Genomic DNA, 19,661 nt, shown 5'->3' on the forward strand with positions numbered 1-19,661 from the left:
CATGATAAAAAACTAATTTTATGGTGGGCATTGCCCACCCTACGACTACGAGGATAAAAAATAATTATAAAAGTTTGGCGTAAAGTCTTCAGTAAACAAGTTTATGGAATAACTCAAGAAAAAACACTGTGACGATTCAATAACTTGATGGAAGTGCAGTTATATATTTTATTGGCACAAATTTCACTATAATTACTTTCTATGGTTCGCTGAGTCTTGACAACAATCGGCGACAACAGCAAAAGCCAAGAAAATAGTGTTTGTAGTCAGCACTTCAGTGCTGAGAGAAATTAGAAATAAAGTGCTGACTACAAACTAAAACATTTCTAGAATATTACTAAACAGAACAACTTAACTCACCAGCTTTTTGTGTAAAGCGGCGATTTTCTCGGTAATCTACAGGGCAATCAATCACGGCTGGTACATCTTGTGCTAGGGCTTCTTTGAGTACGGGAATTAAATCTAAAGCTGATTCAACTCTGTAACCTTTTAAGCCCATACTTTCGGCTAATTTGACAAAATCTGGATTACCGAAATGCACAAAAGATGATTGTCCTTTACCAAATTGATTTTCTTGTTTCCATTCAATTAAACCGTAGCCGCCATCATTGAAAATTAGAGTGACAAATGGTGTACCAACTCGTAAAGCTGTTTCTAATTCCTGGCAATTCATCATAAAACCACCGTCACCAGTAGCGGCGACAACTTTACGGTTAGGATAAACGAGTTTTGCAGCCAAAGCGCCAGGAATAGCAATACCCATTGCGGCAAAGCCATTAGAAATAATACAGGTATTAGGGCTATGGCAATGATAATGACGGGCTATCCACATTTTATGAGCGCCAACATCAGAAATTACGATATCATCAGGCCCCATTACTTGCCGTAAGTCATAGATCAACTTTTGTGGCTTAATCGGATAACCATCATCATTGGCATATTGTTCGTAATCTTCCCGAATATTGCCTCTTAAGCTGATAGCATAAGGATTAGGTTTACCTTGTCTATCTGCTACTTTTAATATTTCCACCAGAGAATCAGAAATATCACCAATAACGGATACATTGGGAATATAACTGCTGTCAATTTCCGCCGAATCTGCACCAATATGGACAATAGGAATTTTGCCTTCTGGGTTCCATTTTTTGGGTGAAAATTCGATCAAATCGTAACCAATAGCAATTACTAAATCTGTATTATCAAAGCCGCAAGTAATGAAATCTCTTTGTTGCAATCCTACCGACCATAGGGCTAAGGGATGAGTGTAAGGAATTACACCTTTACCCATGAAAGTATTAGCAACAGGGATATTCATTTGGGTAGCAAATTGGGTGACAGCATCACTAGCTTTAGCCCTAATTGCACCATTTCCTACTAATATTAAAGGATTAACGGCTTGAGAAATAGCGGCGGCGGCGGCACGAATACTGGCGAAAGATGCGTATGTTTTTTCGATATTGTCTTTCTGCAAAGGTTTGCCCTCTACGGGCATAGCGGCAATATTTTCTGGTAAATCTATGTGAACTGCGCCTGGTTTTTCGCTTTGCGATCGCTTGAAGGCTTTACGCACAACTTCGGGTGTAATACTCGGTCGGACAATCTGTTTATTCCACTTAGTTACAGGGGCAAACATCGCTACCAAATCTAAATATTGATGGGATTCGATGTGCATTCTATCGGTTCCCACTTGTCCAGTAATCGCCACCAAAGGCGCACCATCTAGGTTGGCATCAGCCACCCCAGTCATGAGATTTGTTGCCCCCGGCCCTAAGGTAGAAAGACATACGCCGGCTTTTCCTGTCAAACGTCCATAAACATCTGCCATGAAAGCTGCACCTTGTTCATGACGGGTTGTAATAAATTGAATCGAGGAATGTTTAAGTGCTTCTAAAACGTGTAAATTTTCTTCACCAGGAAGTCCAAAAACATATTGCACTCCTTCATTTTCTAAACACTGTACTAACAGTTCTGCTGTATTCATTTTGAATTAATTCCTTATTTGCGAAAGAGTCAATAGTCAGTTGTCAGTGGCAAAGAATAAACAACTAACAACTGACAAAAACAACTTATTTCACCCAAACGGTTTTAACATTAACGAACTCGTGTATGCCTTGAATGCTTAATTCTCGGCCATACCCAGAACGTTTTATGCCCCCAAATGGTAGTCTGGGGTCGGATTTTACTAAACCATTAATAAATACTGCGCCTGCTTCAATTTCGGAAATCAGGCGATCGCGTTCTTGGTCGTTATTTGTCCAAGCACTTGCACCTAAACCAAAGGGTGTAGCATTGGCCAGTTGAATTGCCGTATCGATATCTGGGACACGAAATAACAACGCCACTGGGCCAAAAAATTCTTCTTGGGCAATGGGCTGATCAACTGGGATATCTATGATAATTGTGGCCGGGTAAAAGTTGCCAGGACGATCGGCTAAAGGATAGCCACCGGTCAAGACTTTACCGCCACTTTTGACGGCAGTTTGTACTTGTTGGTCTAAATCTTGGAGAATATCGGGGGTTGCTAGTGGCCCTAAGTCTGTATCTGGATGTAAAGGGTCGCCAATTTTTAGCGCTGTGAATTTTTCTAACAGCAACTTTTCAAATTGATCGGCGATCGCTTCTGCCACAATGAAGCGTTTCGCGGCAATACAAGATTGTCCGTTATTTAACATCCGTGCTGATGTAGCTGTAGCGGCGGCTGCTTCTACATCAGCACTTTCTAACACAATAAATGGGTCACTTCCCCCCAATTCCAAGACTGTTTTTTTAATTTGTTTTCCCGCCGCCGCCGCTAGAGATGCGCCGGCTGGTTCGCTTCCGGTTAAGGTAGCAGCTTTTACTCGCTCATCAGCCATTAAATCGGCAACTTTCGCCGCACCGATTAACAGAGTTTGAAATACACCTCCAGGAAAACCTGCCCGATGGATAATATCTTCGATGGCTAAAGCGCACTGTGGTACATTCGATGCGTGTTTGAGTAAGCCGACATTACCTGCCATGAGTGCAGGTGCAGCAAAGCGGAACACTTGCCAGAAGGGGAAATTCCACGGCATGACTGCCAAAATTATCCCCAAGGGTTGGTAGCGGACAAAGCTATGACTGGCATCAGTTTTGACACTGACATCAGCCAGAAAATCGGCGGCATTTTCCGCATAGTAGCGGCAAACAGCAGCACATTTTTCGACTTCGGCAATGGCTGCTTTGTAAGGCTTGCCCATTTCCAAGGTCATTAACTTAGCAAAGTCAGCTTTTTCTTGCTCCAGTATATTGGCGGCTGCTTGCAAAGCTTGCGATCGCTCTGCAAAACTCGTATGTCGGTACTTTTCAAAAGCCTGGTCTGCCAAATCTAATTTAGCGGCAATTTCTGCATCGTTGAGTGGCTCAAAGGTTTTGAGCGTTTCCCCAGTGGCGGGATTGATGGTGGCGATCGCCATTGCCTAACCTCCCGTTTAAAAATAGCTTGAGGTAGCTTCTTAGTGTTACACATATTTTCCCAAGGAGGCTACCACCCAAATTTTAATCTTTTGGACAAAATTTAGTTCCTATATTTAAAAGCTTGCTCAACGAGTGATAATCGGTAAGGTGATGACAAATTCAGTCCCTGCACCGAGTTGAGAATTTACAAATAGTGAACCATTGTGTTTTTCTACGACAATTTGACGGGCGATCGCTAGTCCTAGACCTGTACCTTTACCAACGGCTTTCGTAGTAAATAAGTGGTCAAAGATTTTTTGTTTCACTTGTTCATCCATCCCAATGCCATTATCAGCAATGATAATTTTCACTTGGTCATTATTAACTGTAGTAGTAATTGTAATTTGGTGAGGATGAGCTTTTATTTCCTCAAGAGTTTGTCCTTTATTTGTTGCTTCTAATGCGTCAATAGCATTGGCTAGAATATTCATAAACACCTGGTTTAATTGCCCAGGAAAACATTCAATTTGAGGTAAATTACCATAATCAGTTATCACCTCAATGGCGGGACGTTGTTCATTAGCTTTGAGCCGATGCTTGAGAATAAGAATGGTACTGTCTATACCTTCGTGGACATTAAAGCTTACTTTATGGTCTGTATCGGCACGGGAGAAAGTTCTTAAGCTGGTGCTGATATTTTTTAGTCTGTCGCTAGCCATCACCATTGCATCTATCATCTTTGGCAAATCTTCTAAGCTATAATCTAAGTCAATTTCTTCAGCATGGTTAATAATTTCTGCACTTTTGTTGGGGAAATTTGCTTGGTATAATCTTAGATGTTCAGCAATATCGGCAATTGTGGGTTTAGCTTGTTTTAAAGTCGCGGTAATAAAACCCAAAGGATTATTCATTTCATGGGCTACTCCAGCCACTAAATTACCCAAGGCAGACATTTTCTCACTTTGGATAATTTGTAATTGGGCTGCTTGTAAATCTTGTAATGCTTGTTGAGCTTTTTGATACAGGCAAGCATTTTCTAGAGATATAGCTGCTTGAGAGGAAAGCAAGTTAATTACTTGCAAGCGTTCTAGGGTAAATACTCCAGAGGTAATTTGATTCTCCAAATATAAAATGCCTAATAAATTGCTTTGTTTAATAATTGGCTGACATAATACACTTTTCGGTTGATGTTTGAGGAGATATTGATCTATTAGCCCAGGAATATCTATTTGATAATTATCGATTACCAGAGTTTCCAGGGTGTTTTTAACATAATTAATGATTGTTCCAGGGATATGTTTACAAGTATCAATTGGTTGTAGAAGTAGAATGTTTTGAATTTTTCCTTCTGGTTTGTTTTCATAACTAATAAAAGTAATTGCTCGAACATACCAAGCATTGTCTTGGGGAAGGATTAAAACAATCTTTTTAGCTCCAGAAATTTCGAGGATAATTTTTGTCAAATTGACAATTAATTCTTCTAATTCGATGGTGCTGGATATTGCTTGAGCAGCTTTGAGAACAGAAGTAAAATCCAGGATATCAGAAATACTAGTGCTACTTGTGCCAGCAGTGTCAGTTGGGACGGCGATGGTGTTGCGGTTAATCGGTGCAATAGTTTCTAAGGGATTAAGGTTGAGTTGTCGCCGTTGCAAGATGGGTTTAAGCAGTTGAGGGTAGAGTTTTTCTAAGTTATCAATTTTAGCTTTTGCGCCCCAACGTGCGTAACAATAATATGCCTCCTGCATATATATCTGGGCAACTTTGTCTTTGCCCCAGTCCAAGTAAAATTTAGCTGCTAGCTCATTGCTGAGTGCTTCTTCTTGAATGTATTGGGATTTTTTGGCTCCGGAGATAGCGTGATCGTAATATTCAATTGCTGAGGTTTTTTCACCCAAAACTCGATATCTTTCTGCTGCCACTAAATCAAGTTTATGCTGGTGATTCATGGGGGCATATTGCGCCCATCGTTGTAACTTGGCTTGGTTTTCTGCAACGTACTGTAATGTGGCTGATACTTCTTCTGAATTTTGTCTTAACTGTGCTAAAGCAATCAGAGAATCATAGAGATAAAATATTGGTTCACAGAAAAGTCCAGCAGCAGCCATTAAATGATCTTTAATCTTAATAGTAATGCTTTTCGCTGTCTCAATTTCGCCAAACAAGTAGCACAGCATCAGCTTGTACAAATAGAAAATATACAACCCATACCCATCATTGGCAGCTATTAACAGAGGGATAAATTCTTGTTCTTGCAAGGCTTCCCCAGACAAGATGGTGGGATGGACAGCAAAACCAAGTAAATTTAGTGTAGATTGCCAATAAATGCGGACATAATTGGCTGTTGTTATTTGATTGAGTTGCTCCAACTCATTGCTGTAGGCGCGAGCATCTTCTTGTAAAGTGGCAAGGTGCTGACCACACCAAAAAGAATGGCTACAAAAATTGTGGGCATGATGACCGGCAAACTCTAGGTTGCCCACTTCTAGAGCGATCGCATAGCCTTTTTGCAAGAGTGGTAAAATCTCTTGGACATGAGATTTGCGTTGTAAAATATACAATGCCAAAACTAGCAAAACTTGGGGTTGAGTCGCCTTAGCGTCCACTTTTGACACTATTTGCAGTGCTAATTGACCAAACTCGGTTGCTGTATCCACATCTTGCAAAACATTACACAGCAGCACACCATAAGTACTATAGATATACCCTGTAGCTGGTGTATTTCCGTACTGGATGGATATTTTGACTAACAGCAAAGTGATTAATGGAAACAGGGGAGAGCCGGAGAGGTAAGCCACTGTCATGATGCTACTGGCAATCTGGACAATGGCAACTTTCTCCTCATCTGTGATGATGGGTAGGTGAACTAAATCTGCAATTGCTCTGTCACCAATCAGTTCCCTAATCTCTTGGATTTCCTGTTGAATAACTGCTGGTGTGGTTGCTTCAGCAAAGGTTACCCCCAACTGTTGTAAGATTTTTTGGGCGATGGCAATTGCTTCGGCAAATTTATTCTGGGAAATATAAGCTTGAATCCTAATACGGTAAACGTTAACCTGTTCAATTAAAGTGTGCGCTTGGGCGGTGACGATATTAATAAACTGTTCCATCTGTGCAAAGTCACCACGCAGAGAAGCGACTTCCGCCGCAAATTCATGTAGATGCAAGGTGATTTCATACTGGTGCTGCCAAGCTTTCTCGCCCAACAATAACAACCCCACGGTAATATATTCATGAGCCGCTTGATAAGCTGTGGCACTCCTGGCTTTACGACAGGCAGTGAGATTGAGTTGGGCTAATTCATCTCGTTCTGTTTGTTGGGTAATTAAAGCAACTCCGTAATTGAGTTGATTGACCAGTTCAAAAATTCGCTCTTCTCTAGCGACTGGAGAAATCTGTTTTAACAGCAGTTGTCCGATTTGGTAATGAGTCGCTTGTTTTTGGTCTTGGGGAATCAAAGAATAAGCAGCTTGTTGGACGCGATCGTGTAAAAATCGATATTCCACATTTTGGCTATTGTTAACATGGGCATCTTGGCGATCATGATCCAAATAAAATTTGTAGACTTCGCTTTGAGGCAGAATTAATCCTTCCTGTAAAGCTTTCCATAAAGCATCTGCCGTATCTGCTGCTGATTTTTCTAAAACAATTGCTAAGGTATTTAAATCAAAAGAGTTACCAATACAAGCTGCTAACTTGAGTACATCTTGTGTTTTACTAGGAAATTTCTGCAACTTTTGTGCCATAAACTTCACCACATCATCAGTGAGGGATAGTTCATTGATTTGGGTAATATCACATTCCCAATAACCTTGATGGCGATTAAAAGTAATCAGCTGATCTTCGTGTAACGCCTTGAGAAACTGGGTGATAAAAAAGGGATTACCTTTGGTTTTACGCTCAATTAATTCTGTCAGGGGATGCGATCGCTCTGCTTGACAATGCAGGGTATCAGCAACTAAATGATTCGTATCACACAAGGTCAGGGAGGCGAGAGTAATTTTATTAACAGTTTTTCCCGCTTTTTTCAATTCTTCTACTGTCAAAATCAACGGGTGGGCGGTGTGGACTTCATTATCTCGATAAGCCCCCAACAACAGGAGATAACTCTGATCCTCCATCAGCAGTTTGATCAACTGTAGGGAACCCGTATCTGCCCACTGTAAGTCATCTAAAAACATCACCAAGGGATGTTTTGGGGTGCTAAAAATTGCAATAAACTTTTGGAACAATAAGTTAAAGCGATTCTGGGCGGCTATTCCCGACAGTTCCGGCGCAGGGTGTTGTTTACCGATGATGATTTCTAGTTCGGGAATCACCTCAATTAGCACTTGTCCGTTATTGCCTACAGTATCTAGGATCTTGGTGCGCCACTTAGATAATTGCGAGTCTGATTCTGATAACAATTGCCCCATTAAATCTCGCAGGGCTTGCACAAAGGCTGATAAGGGAAGATTGCGATTGAACTGATCAAATTTACCTTTGATGAAATACCCTTGTTGACGGGTAATAGGCTTGTGAACTTCGTTAACGACGGCGGTTTTACCAATACCCGAAAATCCTGCCACTAACATCATTTCTGATTTGCCTTTGGTGACACGCTCAAAAGCTTGCAGTAAGACTTTAACTTCCGTTTCTCGCCCATAAAGCTTTTCGGGAATGAGAAAGCGATCGCACATATCCCGTTTACCAATTTCAAAAGCTGTAATTTTGCCGTTATTTTTGCATTGGTACAAACAAGTTTCTAAATCATGCTTTAATCCCAAAGCACTCTGATACCTATCTTCGGCATTTTTCGCCATCAGCTTCATGATGATATCAGATAACACTAGGGGAATATGTTGTTGGTGTCCCAAGGCGATCGGTGTTTTCGCTATGTGACAATACACCAACTCCATCGGATCATCAGAACTAAATGGTAACTCTCCCATCAATAGTTCATAAAGTGTTACACCCAATGAATAAAAATCGCTCCGGTAGTCGATTCCTCTGTTCATTCTGCCGGTTTGTTCGGGGGAAATATAAGCGAGAGTTCCTTCTAAAACATTGGGACTTCTGATTTCTTGCGTTTCTTTAGGTAATAATGAAGCGATGCTAAAGTCGATCAGGTGAACTTGTTTTGTTTGGGGATGAATCAGGATGTTTGCGGGTTTGATATCTTTGTGAATTACACGATTGAGGTGTAGTTCTTGCAGAATACTGGTTATTTGGATAGCGATCGCCAAAAATTCTACTAGGGGAAGGGGAGCAGTTTTGATGTATTCTCGTAAAGCAATACCTCCTGTGTCTTCCATCACCAAAATATAACCGTTACCATAGGTTTCTAATGATAAGGGGCGAATGATCCCAGTAACGTTGAGATTTTTGCTAATAGTGTATTGATTGCGAAACTGTAGTAATTCTTGGAAATTGGGATAATCGGAAGCTAGAACTTTAATGACTACTGGGAGCTGGTCTTGCTCGCGGATAGCTCGATATACTCTTGTTTTGGAACCGGCATATAGTTGAGAACTAATTTGATATCCGGTGATGATGGGGTTGGAATATTGTTGAGTTGCCATTTATACATACCTCATAATGCAAACTTGTGTTTACTTCTCTAGCCTTAAGTCGCAATTCGCTGACGAAAAGCCTCACAAATTGCATACACACTTCGTTATTATTCCCATCAACTAGATGTTGACTAACAATGATCAGTAATAATTGATGAGTAATTGGTACTGATTACTGAGTGATCAGTGATATTAGCACTGGTAGGGCGTGTAGCTGGTACTGAGTCAGATATTTTCCCTCTGCTCCCTCCCTTATCAAATCATAGCTAGGACTTACGCATGAAAACGAAAGATCAAGGTTTTGGACAAGGGTGTAGGGGTGTAGGGGTATAAGGGTATAAATGCTTGAAACCCTTACACCCCTGTACCCTTAAACCCTTACACCCGGACTCAACAGATAACCTGTTTGCGTCAGTCCTAATAAAAACACCTAAAGAACAATAATTATCCACATACTTATACCCAAAATAATAGCTGAGAGGTGTTGCCAAAGTAATGTTCTCAATGGTTGTCTGGCAATTTTTTGCGTCAATACTATCGTCAACAGCACGGAAAAAATGAGAGTTGCACCTTGTAAAAAGGCAATCACGGCTGGGTGCGCTACTAATATTGGTAATTGCTCACCACTCAGACCAAAGGTGGCAAAAGTAACGGGGAGAATCTTGCCACTTTCACCTAAACCTAAACGTAGATAGTGAGCGAAATTTCCCCCTAAAACTAATGGCAAATAACCATAAGCAAGTTCAATAAAGCGTCGAGGTTTACGGCGAGTATTGAAGATTTTAATTAAACCGTAGGTGGATAAAATAATAGCAGATGGCATTAATAATGCCAAAATTGATATTCCCAAATGTAGCCAAAATTGAGTTAAATCAAGTTGTAAACCTAGCCAATCTAACAACTCTGGTAAACGATGGAGATATATTCCCCCTAATAGCAAAAATAACAAAGCCACTTCATAATTGTGGGGTACATGAGTTGTCCAAAGTTCAATGCCAGGGGGACGCAAGTTAAACTCTACAGAGCGATGGGGACAAGCTTTAAGACAAGTCATACAAAGTACACAATCTCGGTTATCTTCCAACTGGGCTGGATGAGAATATAAAGGACAACCATCTGTTTCCATCCCTTCGCCTTTTTCGGGGCCGCCTTTATAACATTGATAGGTATTACAGGTAGCAGAACAAATACCTTGCTGCGCTCTTAGTTCAGTCATGGAAAGTTTAGCAAACAAACCATTCATTCCCCCGATGGGACAAAGATAGCGACACCAAAAACGTCGCTCAAACAGGGCAGAAAAAATCATTGCCCCAGAGGTAATTAATAATAGTAGACAAGCGGAAAGATAGGCTGTATTTTCTAAATGCCAAAGTTCTTCCCACAGGAAAATTAAGGTAAATAAACCAAATAGAAACCATCCACCCCATTTTTCTGCTTGTTCTCGCGGCCAGCGCTTGAGTTGGCGGGGGAATAGCCACAGAGAGAGTTTTTGGGTGATTTCGCCGTAAATCATGAAGGGACAGACAGCACACCACACACGCCCGAAGAAGGGAAAAATCAAGAGGATGAGAGGCCACCACCAAGCCCAAAATAAATTTAAAGCAAAATTGCGATCGCGTGTTTGCGGGCCGAGAAACAGAACGCATACAATAAATGCAAACGCTACAACTGTAAAACCATAGTTAATCTTGTCAGGCCACCAAGAACTGCGTAAGAACCGTCGCAATCCTGGATAAAGATTTAAAAGATTGACCCGAAATTGTTTTTTCTTAGGTTCAGCCGCCCAAAATATTTCTTCTGTTAATTCCCTGCGTTCCCCTGCTTGGACAATTGCCCTTTCTACAAGGTTTTTTAGCTCCTTGAGATTACCGGGGAAATCGTAAGATTGTAGGCGGCGTAAAGCTTCTGGGGTAATATGGGGTTTCTTCACTCCACGCGATCGCACATACAAACTAGTATAATATTCTACCTGGGCTTTAATATCAGCTTTCCTTACCCGTAGCGGTGGTACTTTAATAATATGTCCCACACAACGCTCAATCTTAGACTCGGTTTTTTCCGACACAAGTAGAATCCGGGCTTTACTGGTACGGGGTGTAGCAGCTGGTTCTCCTGGTCGAGAAACGGGAGTATATGTATTTGTTTGCAGTAACTGCGCTACAGGCTGTAATAACTCTGGGGGTAATTCTTGGATATTGTTGAGAATTAAACTACCTTCCCCCAACCACTCCAAAAGTCCAGGTTTACCGCCAGCGCGACCAAATAAATCTGCACCGCTTGTCTGCAAAATCCCACAATTGATTTTAATAATCGGTTCCCGTCGCTTGGGGGAACTAAAGTGAATGAGAGTAGCGATATTATCTTTTTCTAAACCTGGTTCGCCAAAGATTTCTACAGATTTGCGGTCAGCCGCCGCACCGCGAATTTGCTCTCGCAGACGCACAGCGTAGCGACTCGTACCCACAATTCCCCGTTGTGCTTTGGTAACTAAATAGGGACGCAACGCTACAGAACGTTCTTGTTCATAGGTTAACGCAGATGTCACCTGGGCTAATTCCTGGGCTAATTGTCGAGAAAAAGCCTGATTAATCTCCGGGTATTGGCTAATTAATTCCCGAAATTTAGCCGTAGGTATGGCCCACACATGAGATTCTGTCAAGGTGACAATTTTACATGGTGTTAATTCATCCAAAAGTAATTCTTGCAGATTGATGACTGCTCCAGGTAGAAACCCACGAGCTAAAACGGAACTATTTTGATTAGTAGTTTCACTTTCTAGTTGACCATCTTGGACAATATACAGTGCTTCTGGGTGAGTGGCTTCTAAAACTAGAGTACTGTTGGCTGGTACAACTTGCTCTTCTAGAGTTTGGGCGATCGCATCCAACACCATCGATGAGAGAATACCTAAAGTTGTCCGTTCTCGTAGCCATATAACTGTGTTTGGAGATGTCATCCTGGGTTCTCCGTGCAGGCTGCTTGCTGTATAAAAGGAATTATCCCTGAAAATAGCTATCTGATGAGTTTATCTGATTTACCTAATCTTGGTGTTCCTTTGGCGCTTTTGGGTTTGATTGTGCTGGCGGCGGTGTTTTTTAGTCGCAGCCGTTAATTTACAAAGCATTACATTTGTAATTTGTCACGAGAAATCCAGAGTAAATTTCCTTGCATAAGTTTTCAAGTTTCAGCTGATGTGTTAACAGAGATATTTTCTGCTCACAAAGCTAATCCTGAAAAACATATACAAGTAAACTGATATGCGCTTAAATTTTATAGATAGCAAACAAGCAATTTCTGTAAATTCTGCCGTTTCCAAATTTGCCAGAGGTACATTAAATTTAACTCTTGCAGCCGGACTCGCTTCTCTTCCTAGCATCAGTAATGCTCAGACAGTAGTACCTAATCAACTACAGGGCGAATGGTCTTATGGTCGGATTTCATCTATCCAATACCAAGACCGCTATACAGGACAGTCAGCACAACCAAATGGTTCTAGCGATCGCTTTAAGGTAGCACCTAATGGTAATTATGAGCGTGCTAGATTACTCCAAATTAACACTTATGGTTGCGCTTCGTACCTATTTATTCAAGAAAAGGGCAAAGTCAAAATAGATGGTCAACAATTGACTTTCAAGCCAAGTGAAAGTCTGGTCAAAGGTCAGCAATGTAGTGCATCAAACACCTATCAACGACGCAATACAGCCAAGACAGAAACCTATAGCTGGTCTTTAGAGAGAAACGAATATGGACAAGAAGTTATGGTACTTGAAACCCTGGATGGCAAGGGTAAAGCTCATTACGGCCGTCCCCAGTAGCATCATAAGGTCTGATTGGTAATTATTTTCCCAATTACCAATTACCAAACCCCACAGAAATTATAACCACACAAACATACTAAATATAATCTTCACCAAATAAGTGCTTTATTAACTCAAATAATTAAATTGGTGTCAACCAATAGCTAATGCCCCTAACAACTTTATTTTTTAAACCCAAGTTTGGCATATCATCTACATTAACACCAAGATAAGTCCAGTGTGGTATGTCATTTTCTACGGTTTGAAACCAACCATTATCATAAAGAGCTTGTCTTTGTTGAGCATTAGATACTCGTAAATCAATTGCTAAACCCCAAAGATGCTGTGATGCTCCTGGTGGTGCAACTACGCCAAGAATTGCTGTTTCTTTGCCTTCCCGGACTTTATCTAAAGTATATTTGTTAGCATATTTTCTCCAGAATCTTAAATTTGTGGCATAGTTACGAGTACAATCACTAGCACCATAGCCAGATTTGAGAGGAATATTTTGTTGAGAACGTGCTTTATTTAAAGCTGATGCGGCTGATTGTTGTAAGTAACAATTGCTAGTGCCTGTGATTTTCTCCATCGTTAAATTAGTTTGGAAGATTTGCGTCTCCCTCTCGTTGTTAAAAACTACCGTAGAAGGAAATTTAACTGTTGGGTCTGGGTCTACAAAAGCTGCACCATAAGCACGAAGCAATATATATTCATAGCTATTTGGCTGAGGAATTTCTGGTAAATTAGTAGCGATCACCGATAAAAAACGTTCTTGTTCAGTTTGCGGAATATTAGGAAGAGGTGTTGGTAATATCGGTTTTTTATATATTTCCAAACAAGATGTGGAATTATTGATTACACAGGCATTTAATGTTTGGTTTTCCTGGGAAATTTTGAAATGACTAATTTCATTACTAGCGACTAGTGTAAGCACCATAAAAGCGGTGACAAAAACAAATTTTAACCTTTTAATGAATCGCCGCATAAAATTACCAATAGTAGATAAATATAAAAAATCATATAATTATAGGACTTACGCAGTGTGACTAATTTTCTGGCTTTTTTGTCAATAGTCCATAGTCAATAGTATCTGTAGGGTGGGCATTGCCCACCATATCTGGGTTTTGCTGGGCAATGCTCACCCTATATATAATTCATAAATCAAATATTAGTCCTATAGATTAGGTTAGAATCAGGAATAAATCTCAGCTTGTTAATCCTGTACGTATGACCATGCACAATTCAGTGGAATTTCAAGACGCTTTTGATGTCATTGTCGTCGGTGCAGGTCACTCCGGTTGCGAAGCGGCGCTTGCTACTGCCCGCCTCGGCTGTCGTACCTTGTTACTGACGCTCAATTTGGATAAAATTGCGTGGCAACCCTGTAATCCGGCTGTGGGTGGGCCTGCTAAATCCCAGTTGACCCATGAGGTAGATGCTTTGGGCGGGGAAATTGGCAAGATGGCAGACCGCACATATCTACAAAAGCGCATCCTCAACTCTTCACGAGGGCCTGCGGTGTGGGCATTACGCGCCCAAACTGACAAGCGGGAATATGCGGCTATCATGAAAAATATTGTGGAGAATCAAGAGAACTTGAGCATCCGCGAGAGTATGGTGACGGACTTGGTTCTGGGTGCTAATGATGAAGTGATAGGTGTGGAAACCTACTTTGGCGTAGCTTTCCAGTGTAAAGCCGTAATTTTAACCACAGGTACATTTCTAGGTGGAAAAATTTGGGTAGGTAACAAATCCATGCCAGCCGGACGTGCTGGGGAGTTTGCGGCTGAGGGATTAACCGAAACCCTAAATCGTTTGGGATTTGAAACTGGTAGGTTAAAGACTGGTACACCCGCACGGGTAGATAAGCGGTCAGTAGATTACAGTAAGATGCAGCTCCAGCCAGGGGATGAGGAAGTGCGTTGGTTTAGTTTTGACCCGGATGTGTGGGTAGAACGGGAACAGCTACCTTGTCACATGACCCGCACCACCCCCGAAACTCATCGCCTGATTCGAGAAAACTTGCACCTATCACCTGTGTATGGTGGTTGGGTAGAAGCCAAAGGCCCTCGTTATTGCCCCAGTATTGAAGATAAGATTGTCCGCTTTGTGGATAAAGAAAGTCATCAAATCTTTATTGAGCCGGAGGGACGGGATATTCCTGAATTATATATCCAAGGGTTTTCTACAGGGTTGCCCGAAAATTTGCAACTACAGATGCTACGTAGTCTCCCTGGGTTGGAAAATTGCGTTATGTTACGTCCAGCTTATGCTGTGGAATATGACTACTTACCTGCAACTCAGTGTTACCCCACACTGATGACGAAGAAGGTTGCTGGCTTGTTTTGTGCGGGACAGGTGAATGGTACAACCGGTTATGAAGAAGCCGCAGCCCAAGGTATTGTAGCCGGAATTAATGCGGCGCGGTTTGTCCGGGATCAGGAAATGATAGTTTTTCCCCGTGAGCAAAGCTATTTAGGCACTTTAGTTGATGACCTATGTACAAAAGACCTCCGGGAACCTTATCGGATGCTTACCAGCCGTTCCGAATATCGCTTGCTGCTACGTTCTGATAACTCTGACCAGCGCCTAACTCCTCTAGGAAGGGAAATTGGCTTAATTGATGACCGTCGTTGGCAACTGTTTACCCGCAAACAGGAGCAGATTACAGGTGAGAAAGAACGGCTGTATGCTACCAGAGTAAAAGAAAATGATGAAGTAGGCAAAGCGATCGCCTCTAATACCCAACAAGCCATTAAAGGTTCAATCACCTTGGCTGACTTACTGCGTCGCCCTGGCTTCCATTATGTAGACCTCGATAGATACGGGTTAGGAAACCCCGAACTTACCCCAGCCGAAAGAGAAGGGGCAGAAATTGACATCAAATACTCTGGCTATCTTGCCAGACAACAAAGCCAAATCGAACAGATTGCCCGTCAAGCACAGCGCCAATTACCAAGGGATTTGGATTACACAACTGTGGAAACCCTCTCCAAAGAAGCGCGGGAAAAACTGAATAAGGTCAAACCCATGACCATTGGTCAAGCAGCCCGAATCGGTGGAGTCAATCCAGCCGACATTAACGCCTTATTAATTTATTTAGAATTGCGTCAAACCAAGCACCAGACAGGATTAGCCGCTTTACCTTAACTTCATCTTTATCAAGGGTGAGTATAGTAGAGGGAGGGATGGGTATGATAGATGACAAGAATTCAGAACTGGCATCATCAATTGATCCCCGCTTTTGAGTTGGATTTAATACAATTAGGGTTTTTGTATGAGAACAAAAATCAACTATTTGGAAAAGGGGTGCAGGGGTATAGGGGTATGGTGATTCCAAGTTTTTACACCTTCATACCCTCACACCCCACCAAAGCCAAGAGTCTCATTGCTTAAGTCCTCACATATTTTAAAAATCCTGATTCCCAGGCAGTAGGGGCGGTGTTGCCCCATCCTGGCAGCTACTACCCTAAAATGCTTATGTTACAAGAAGTTAGCACCCATCTCATTATTCCAGAACCCTCAGAAGACCTGATCGTTAACGAGCCTTGGTCGATAGAATTTTATGCTGATGGCTTGATGGATGAACTTTTTGCTGATATCGACGAGATTCTTGATGTGAACTTGCCGCACCTGACTAACACAAGAGGTAGACAAATGCGCCAAGCATCTCCAGTCAGTAGGATGAATGAAACTGCCGCCAGTGATTGGTTCCATAGTTCCAGCAACCCTTCCCATCATCAAACTTTAGAATATGAACATTTGCAAACCCTAGATGTGCCGCAAATTGTTTTACCCAACTCACTCAATCGAGGCGTACAGAGTGTATCTTCTGTCATTAGTAGACAGGGAGGGAAGGTTGTAGTTGAGTCTCAATCTGTCAAACAGATGACGAGAATCCGTCAGCAAACTCAACTAACTTTGGGCAAAATGCTGATTGTGGGGACAACCCTTGGTGTGGCGATCGCTGGTGTACTATATATATTGCAATCGGGTGTGTTAGTTCTACTCACTGCCAAACTCACCCAGCCAAATCTTAATGTACGACAAGCACAACTACTTCCTCAGCCAGATGTGCAGGGAGAGTTAGCTAACTATATGCTAGGAGCGCTGGCAGTTATCGATAAATCAGATATCCAAAATCGGCAACCAGCTACTTCGGAAATTGGCAGCAGGATGACTTATAGTCCCACAGCCTCAGCTTTCAACAACAGTCAGCCGCCACCAGGTAATCTACCATCCCCCCTCATTGCCAATAATACATCGCCAGCACCTAGCCGTTCTAACGTTGTTGAGCGCATTTACATTCCTGTTTATCAAGCGCCCTTACCGATGCGCTACGCACCACCAGTAATTCCTGGCTCACCTTTACCACCAGTTGCGAATAATTCGGCTACGGGTCAACCAAACATAGTGAAAAATACCTTAACTCAAGTGCAACCAGCAGGCAAACCTGCAAACGTTAATATATTAGCCTCGGCTGTGCGTTCAGAACTGAAGCCAGTAGCTGTACGTAACGCACCAATTAACATCCAACCAGCACCTAAATTACTCCCAAACCTGCCTGTCGTTCCATTCGGTGCGAGTCTACCGAAACAGCCTAACACTGGTGGGGAAGCAGTACCTGTGGCATCACTCACCGTGAATGCTCCTGCACCAGCCCCTATCCATACCCTAGAAGGCTTATTAGAATTGGGAAATAAATCTGTCGCCTTATTTCAAGTTAATGGTACTAGCCGCCGTGTTAGCATTGGTGAAACTATTGGTGCTAGTGGTTGGACTTTAGTTGATGTCAATAATGGTGAAGCTATAGTCCGGCGTAATGGTGAGGTGCGATCAATATATGCTGGGCAGAAACTATAATTGGTTAACCTGATTTGATGTCATGGGCAACGTAAACCAGAATGTAGCCCCTTTCTCTAAACCACTTTTTACCCCAATTTCACCGCCGTGAGCATTAATGATTTGCTTACATAGGTATAAACCCAAGCCTAAACCCAAGGAATTGCGAATACTACCACCCCGAAAATAAAGGTCAAATAACCGATCGCTCTGTTGTTGACTAATCCCTACACCGTTATCATTGACAGTGCAGTAAATCTCGTCATCTTGGGGAATAGCATTGATTGTTACGTGTAATCCAGGGGGATTATGCTTGATGGCATTGACGATTAAGTTGGAAAACACTCGCCATACTTGCGTAGGATCGGCATTTACTAATGGTAAATCTGCGGTGACTAAATTTATCAAAGTGGCTTGATTATCTACCAACATGGGTTCTAAATCTGCGATCGCTGCTTCTACCACCATCTGTAATTGTACAGGCTGACATTGCAAGCTCAAACCCTGCACCTCACCAATATGGGCTTCTAATAAAGAGTTAATCAGATTGAGTTGGCGATCGCTACTTTGCACCATCCGTTCTAAAATTGAGCGAGGTAAGGGGATTGGGGATTGGGTATTGGGGACTGGGAACTGGGGACTGGGGACTGGGGACTGGGGACTGGGTATTGGGGATTGGGGATTGGGGACTGGGGACTGGGGACTGGGCGAAAATCTTGCAGTCAGTTCTCCCCCTGCCTCCCCTGCTTCCCCTGCCCCCTGCCCCCTGCTCCCTGCCCCCTGCTCCCCTGCCTCATCATTAAGTAAATTCCTCAACACCATCAAAGTCCCTAAAACTGGGTTACGTAAGTCATGGGACACAGCATGGAAAAAGACTCTCAGTGATTCTTGGGCTTGTTTGCGTTGGGTAATATCTTCAACTAACCCTTCGTAGTAAAGGAGATTTCCTTGCTCGTCACGAACGGCGTAGGCTTTTTCGGAAATCCAGACAACGCTGCCATCTTGACGATAAATCTGTGACTCAAATTCCGGAGCTAATCCAGACTCTTCCATCAATCGGACAAATTCGGCTCGGCGTTTAGGGTCAACGTATAATTGATGCTCAATATCTGTAAAATTTTCTGTTACTTCTTCGGGAGAAGTGTAACCATAAATACGTGCTAACGCGGGGTTTGCCGTAATGTAACGTCCATCAGGGCTACTTTGAAAAATACCTTCAATGGCATTTTCAAAGATGCTGCGATATTTAGCTTCTGCTAGCCGTAATTTATTGTTGGCTGACTCTAGTTCTTTGCGGGCGTAAAATTCTGAGCGTTGCAGGCGATCGTATAAGTAAACCCCCAAATCACATATAATACAAAACCAAAAGATATAGAGAATAAACGTAACATTATATATTTCTGGATGGTACGGTGCAGGAGTACTGAGCCTCAAAGCTGTGTTCACACCAAAATAGTAAACTAAAATCCCTACCTGACAAACTAAATGCAGAGTCCAGCGCACAGGCATGAGTGTAGCTTGACTTAAAAATAGCAACGACCAGCCAAGGGTATCGGGTAAGGCAAAACCTTTGAGGGTGGCAAATAACTGTGATGCTAAACTCAGCGACCAAGATGAGCCTAAAAATAAGACACCTGGATGGCGATGACCGAACCGGGTTTTATGCAGAGTAAAACAAATTAGCAGGCTCAACAACATAGCTGCATTGATCATTAGCCCTTGAGTTCTCAAAACCTGGGGTAGTGCCTTCAACTCCCGGAGGGGAAAAAATAGGTCGTATACATTCCTGAGGGTAAATGTCAATAGACAACCTAGTACTAGCCATAACCACAGATGTAGCCTCTGCCATAGAAAACGTTGCCTATTTACCAGCCATTCCTGTTGTTGAGAGCGATTTTGGTAAACAGTGGTGATTTCATCTAACGTGAGTGCAGACAGAGTCTTTCTCCACAATCTCTGCAATTTGATCAAAAAGGTAGTCATGAGAGTCTTACCAACTTCACCTATACGATTGTAGGTGTTTCCTCTTTGCAGACTGTCATAATACCAATTCTGC

General features: G+C 42.2%; 9 protein-coding genes. 3 read left to right on the forward strand and 6 right to left on the reverse strand.

What is annotated here, in order from left to right; genetic code table 11:
• Nucleotides 1-337: 337 nt before the first annotated feature.
• From GSQ19_RS23550 to GSQ19_RS23565, 4 genes are all read right to left on the reverse strand, one after another.
• Nucleotides 338-1,981, reverse strand: coding sequence for an acetolactate synthase large subunit (locus GSQ19_RS23550; protein WP_010997705.1), 1,644 nt, complete (start codon nt 1,979-1,981; stop codon nt 338-340).
• Nucleotides 1,982-2,066: 85 nt separating this feature from the next.
• Nucleotides 2,067-3,434: an NAD-dependent succinate-semialdehyde dehydrogenase gene (locus GSQ19_RS23555; protein ID WP_011320250.1), complete on the reverse strand. Its 1,368-nt coding sequence runs from the start codon at nt 3,432-3,434 to the stop codon at nt 2,067-2,069.
• A gap of 126 nt (nt 3,435-3,560) precedes the next feature.
• Entirely contained in the window at nt 3,561-8,975 is a 5,415-nt protein-coding gene (locus tag GSQ19_RS23560; RefSeq protein WP_011320251.1) for an ATP-binding sensor histidine kinase, read from the reverse strand.
• A 421-nt stretch (nt 8,976-9,396) separates the two neighbouring features.
• Nucleotides 9,397-11,922 carry an AAA-type ATPase lid domain-containing protein gene (locus tag GSQ19_RS23565; RefSeq protein ID WP_011320252.1) on the reverse strand — a complete coding sequence of 842 codons (2,526 nt, stop codon included), beginning with the start codon at nt 11,920-11,922 and terminating at the stop codon, nt 9,397-9,399.
• 301 nt (nt 11,923-12,223) lie between these two features.
• On the opposite strand from GSQ19_RS23565, the gene GSQ19_RS23570 reads away from it, so the two are divergent.
• The gene (locus GSQ19_RS23570) at nt 12,224-12,781 is read left to right on the forward strand and encodes a hypothetical protein (RefSeq protein WP_011320253.1); all 558 of its coding nucleotides are present in this window, start codon (nt 12,224-12,226) and stop codon (nt 12,779-12,781) included.
• A 124-nt stretch (nt 12,782-12,905) separates the two neighbouring features.
• Here the strand turns inward: GSQ19_RS23570 and GSQ19_RS23575 are convergent, their stop codons facing one another.
• A complete protein-coding gene (locus GSQ19_RS23575; RefSeq protein ID WP_011320254.1) occupies nt 12,906-13,748 on the reverse strand; it encodes a M15 family metallopeptidase in 843 nt (280 codons plus the stop codon).
• A 242-nt stretch (nt 13,749-13,990) separates the two neighbouring features.
• On the opposite strand from GSQ19_RS23575, the gene mnmG reads away from it, so the two are divergent.
• Both mnmG and GSQ19_RS23585 read left to right on the forward strand, forming a co-directional pair.
• Nucleotides 13,991-15,913 carry a tRNA uridine-5-carboxymethylaminomethyl(34) synthesis enzyme MnmG gene (gene mnmG, locus GSQ19_RS23580; RefSeq protein ID WP_011320255.1) on the forward strand — a complete coding sequence of 641 codons (1,923 nt, stop codon included), beginning with the start codon at nt 13,991-13,993 and terminating at the stop codon, nt 15,911-15,913.
• 330 nt (nt 15,914-16,243) lie between these two features.
• Nucleotides 16,244-17,626, forward strand: coding sequence for a hypothetical protein (locus GSQ19_RS23585; RefSeq protein WP_041456302.1), 1,383 nt, complete (start codon nt 16,244-16,246; stop codon nt 17,624-17,626).
• On the opposite strand, the gene GSQ19_RS23590 is transcribed toward GSQ19_RS23585, so the two are convergent.
• The gene (locus tag GSQ19_RS23590) at nt 17,621-19,588 is read right to left on the reverse strand and encodes a PAS domain-containing sensor histidine kinase (protein ID WP_011320257.1); all 1,968 of its coding nucleotides are present in this window, start codon (nt 19,586-19,588) and stop codon (nt 17,621-17,623) included. The two genes, GSQ19_RS23585 and GSQ19_RS23590, sit on opposite strands and share 6 nt — an antisense overlap.
• Nucleotides 19,589-19,661 lie beyond the last annotated feature (73 nt).

The sequence above is a fragment of the Trichormus variabilis 0441 genome, from assembly GCF_009856605.1.
GTDB lineage: Bacteria > Cyanobacteriota > Cyanobacteriia > Cyanobacteriales > Nostocaceae > Trichormus > Trichormus variabilis.

Coding starts and splice junctions, on each gene's coding strand:
- GSQ19_RS23590 (WP_011320257.1), bottom strand. CDS start 19,588: ATGACTACCTTTTTGATCAAATTGCAGAGATTGTGGAGAAAGACTCTG.
- GSQ19_RS23570 (WP_011320253.1), top strand. CDS start 12,224: ATGCGCTTAAATTTTATAGATAGCAAACAAGCAATTTCTGTAAATTCT.
- GSQ19_RS23550 (WP_010997705.1), bottom strand. CDS start 1,981: ATGAATACAGCAGAACTGTTAGTACAGTGTTTAGAAAATGAAGGAGTG.
- GSQ19_RS23560 (WP_011320251.1), bottom strand. CDS start 8,975: ATGGCAACTCAACAATATTCCAACCCCATCATCACCGGATATCAAATT.
- GSQ19_RS23565 (WP_011320252.1), bottom strand. CDS start 11,922: ATGACATCTCCAAACACAGTTATATGGCTACGAGAACGGACAACTTTA.
- mnmG (WP_011320255.1), top strand. CDS start 13,991: ATGACCATGCACAATTCAGTGGAATTTCAAGACGCTTTTGATGTCATT.
- GSQ19_RS23585 (WP_041456302.1), top strand. CDS start 16,244: ATGTTACAAGAAGTTAGCACCCATCTCATTATTCCAGAACCCTCAGAA.
- GSQ19_RS23575 (WP_011320254.1), bottom strand. CDS start 13,748: ATGCGGCGATTCATTAAAAGGTTAAAATTTGTTTTTGTCACCGCTTTT.
- GSQ19_RS23555 (WP_011320250.1), bottom strand. CDS start 3,434: ATGGCGATCGCCACCATCAATCCCGCCACTGGGGAAACGCTCAAAACC.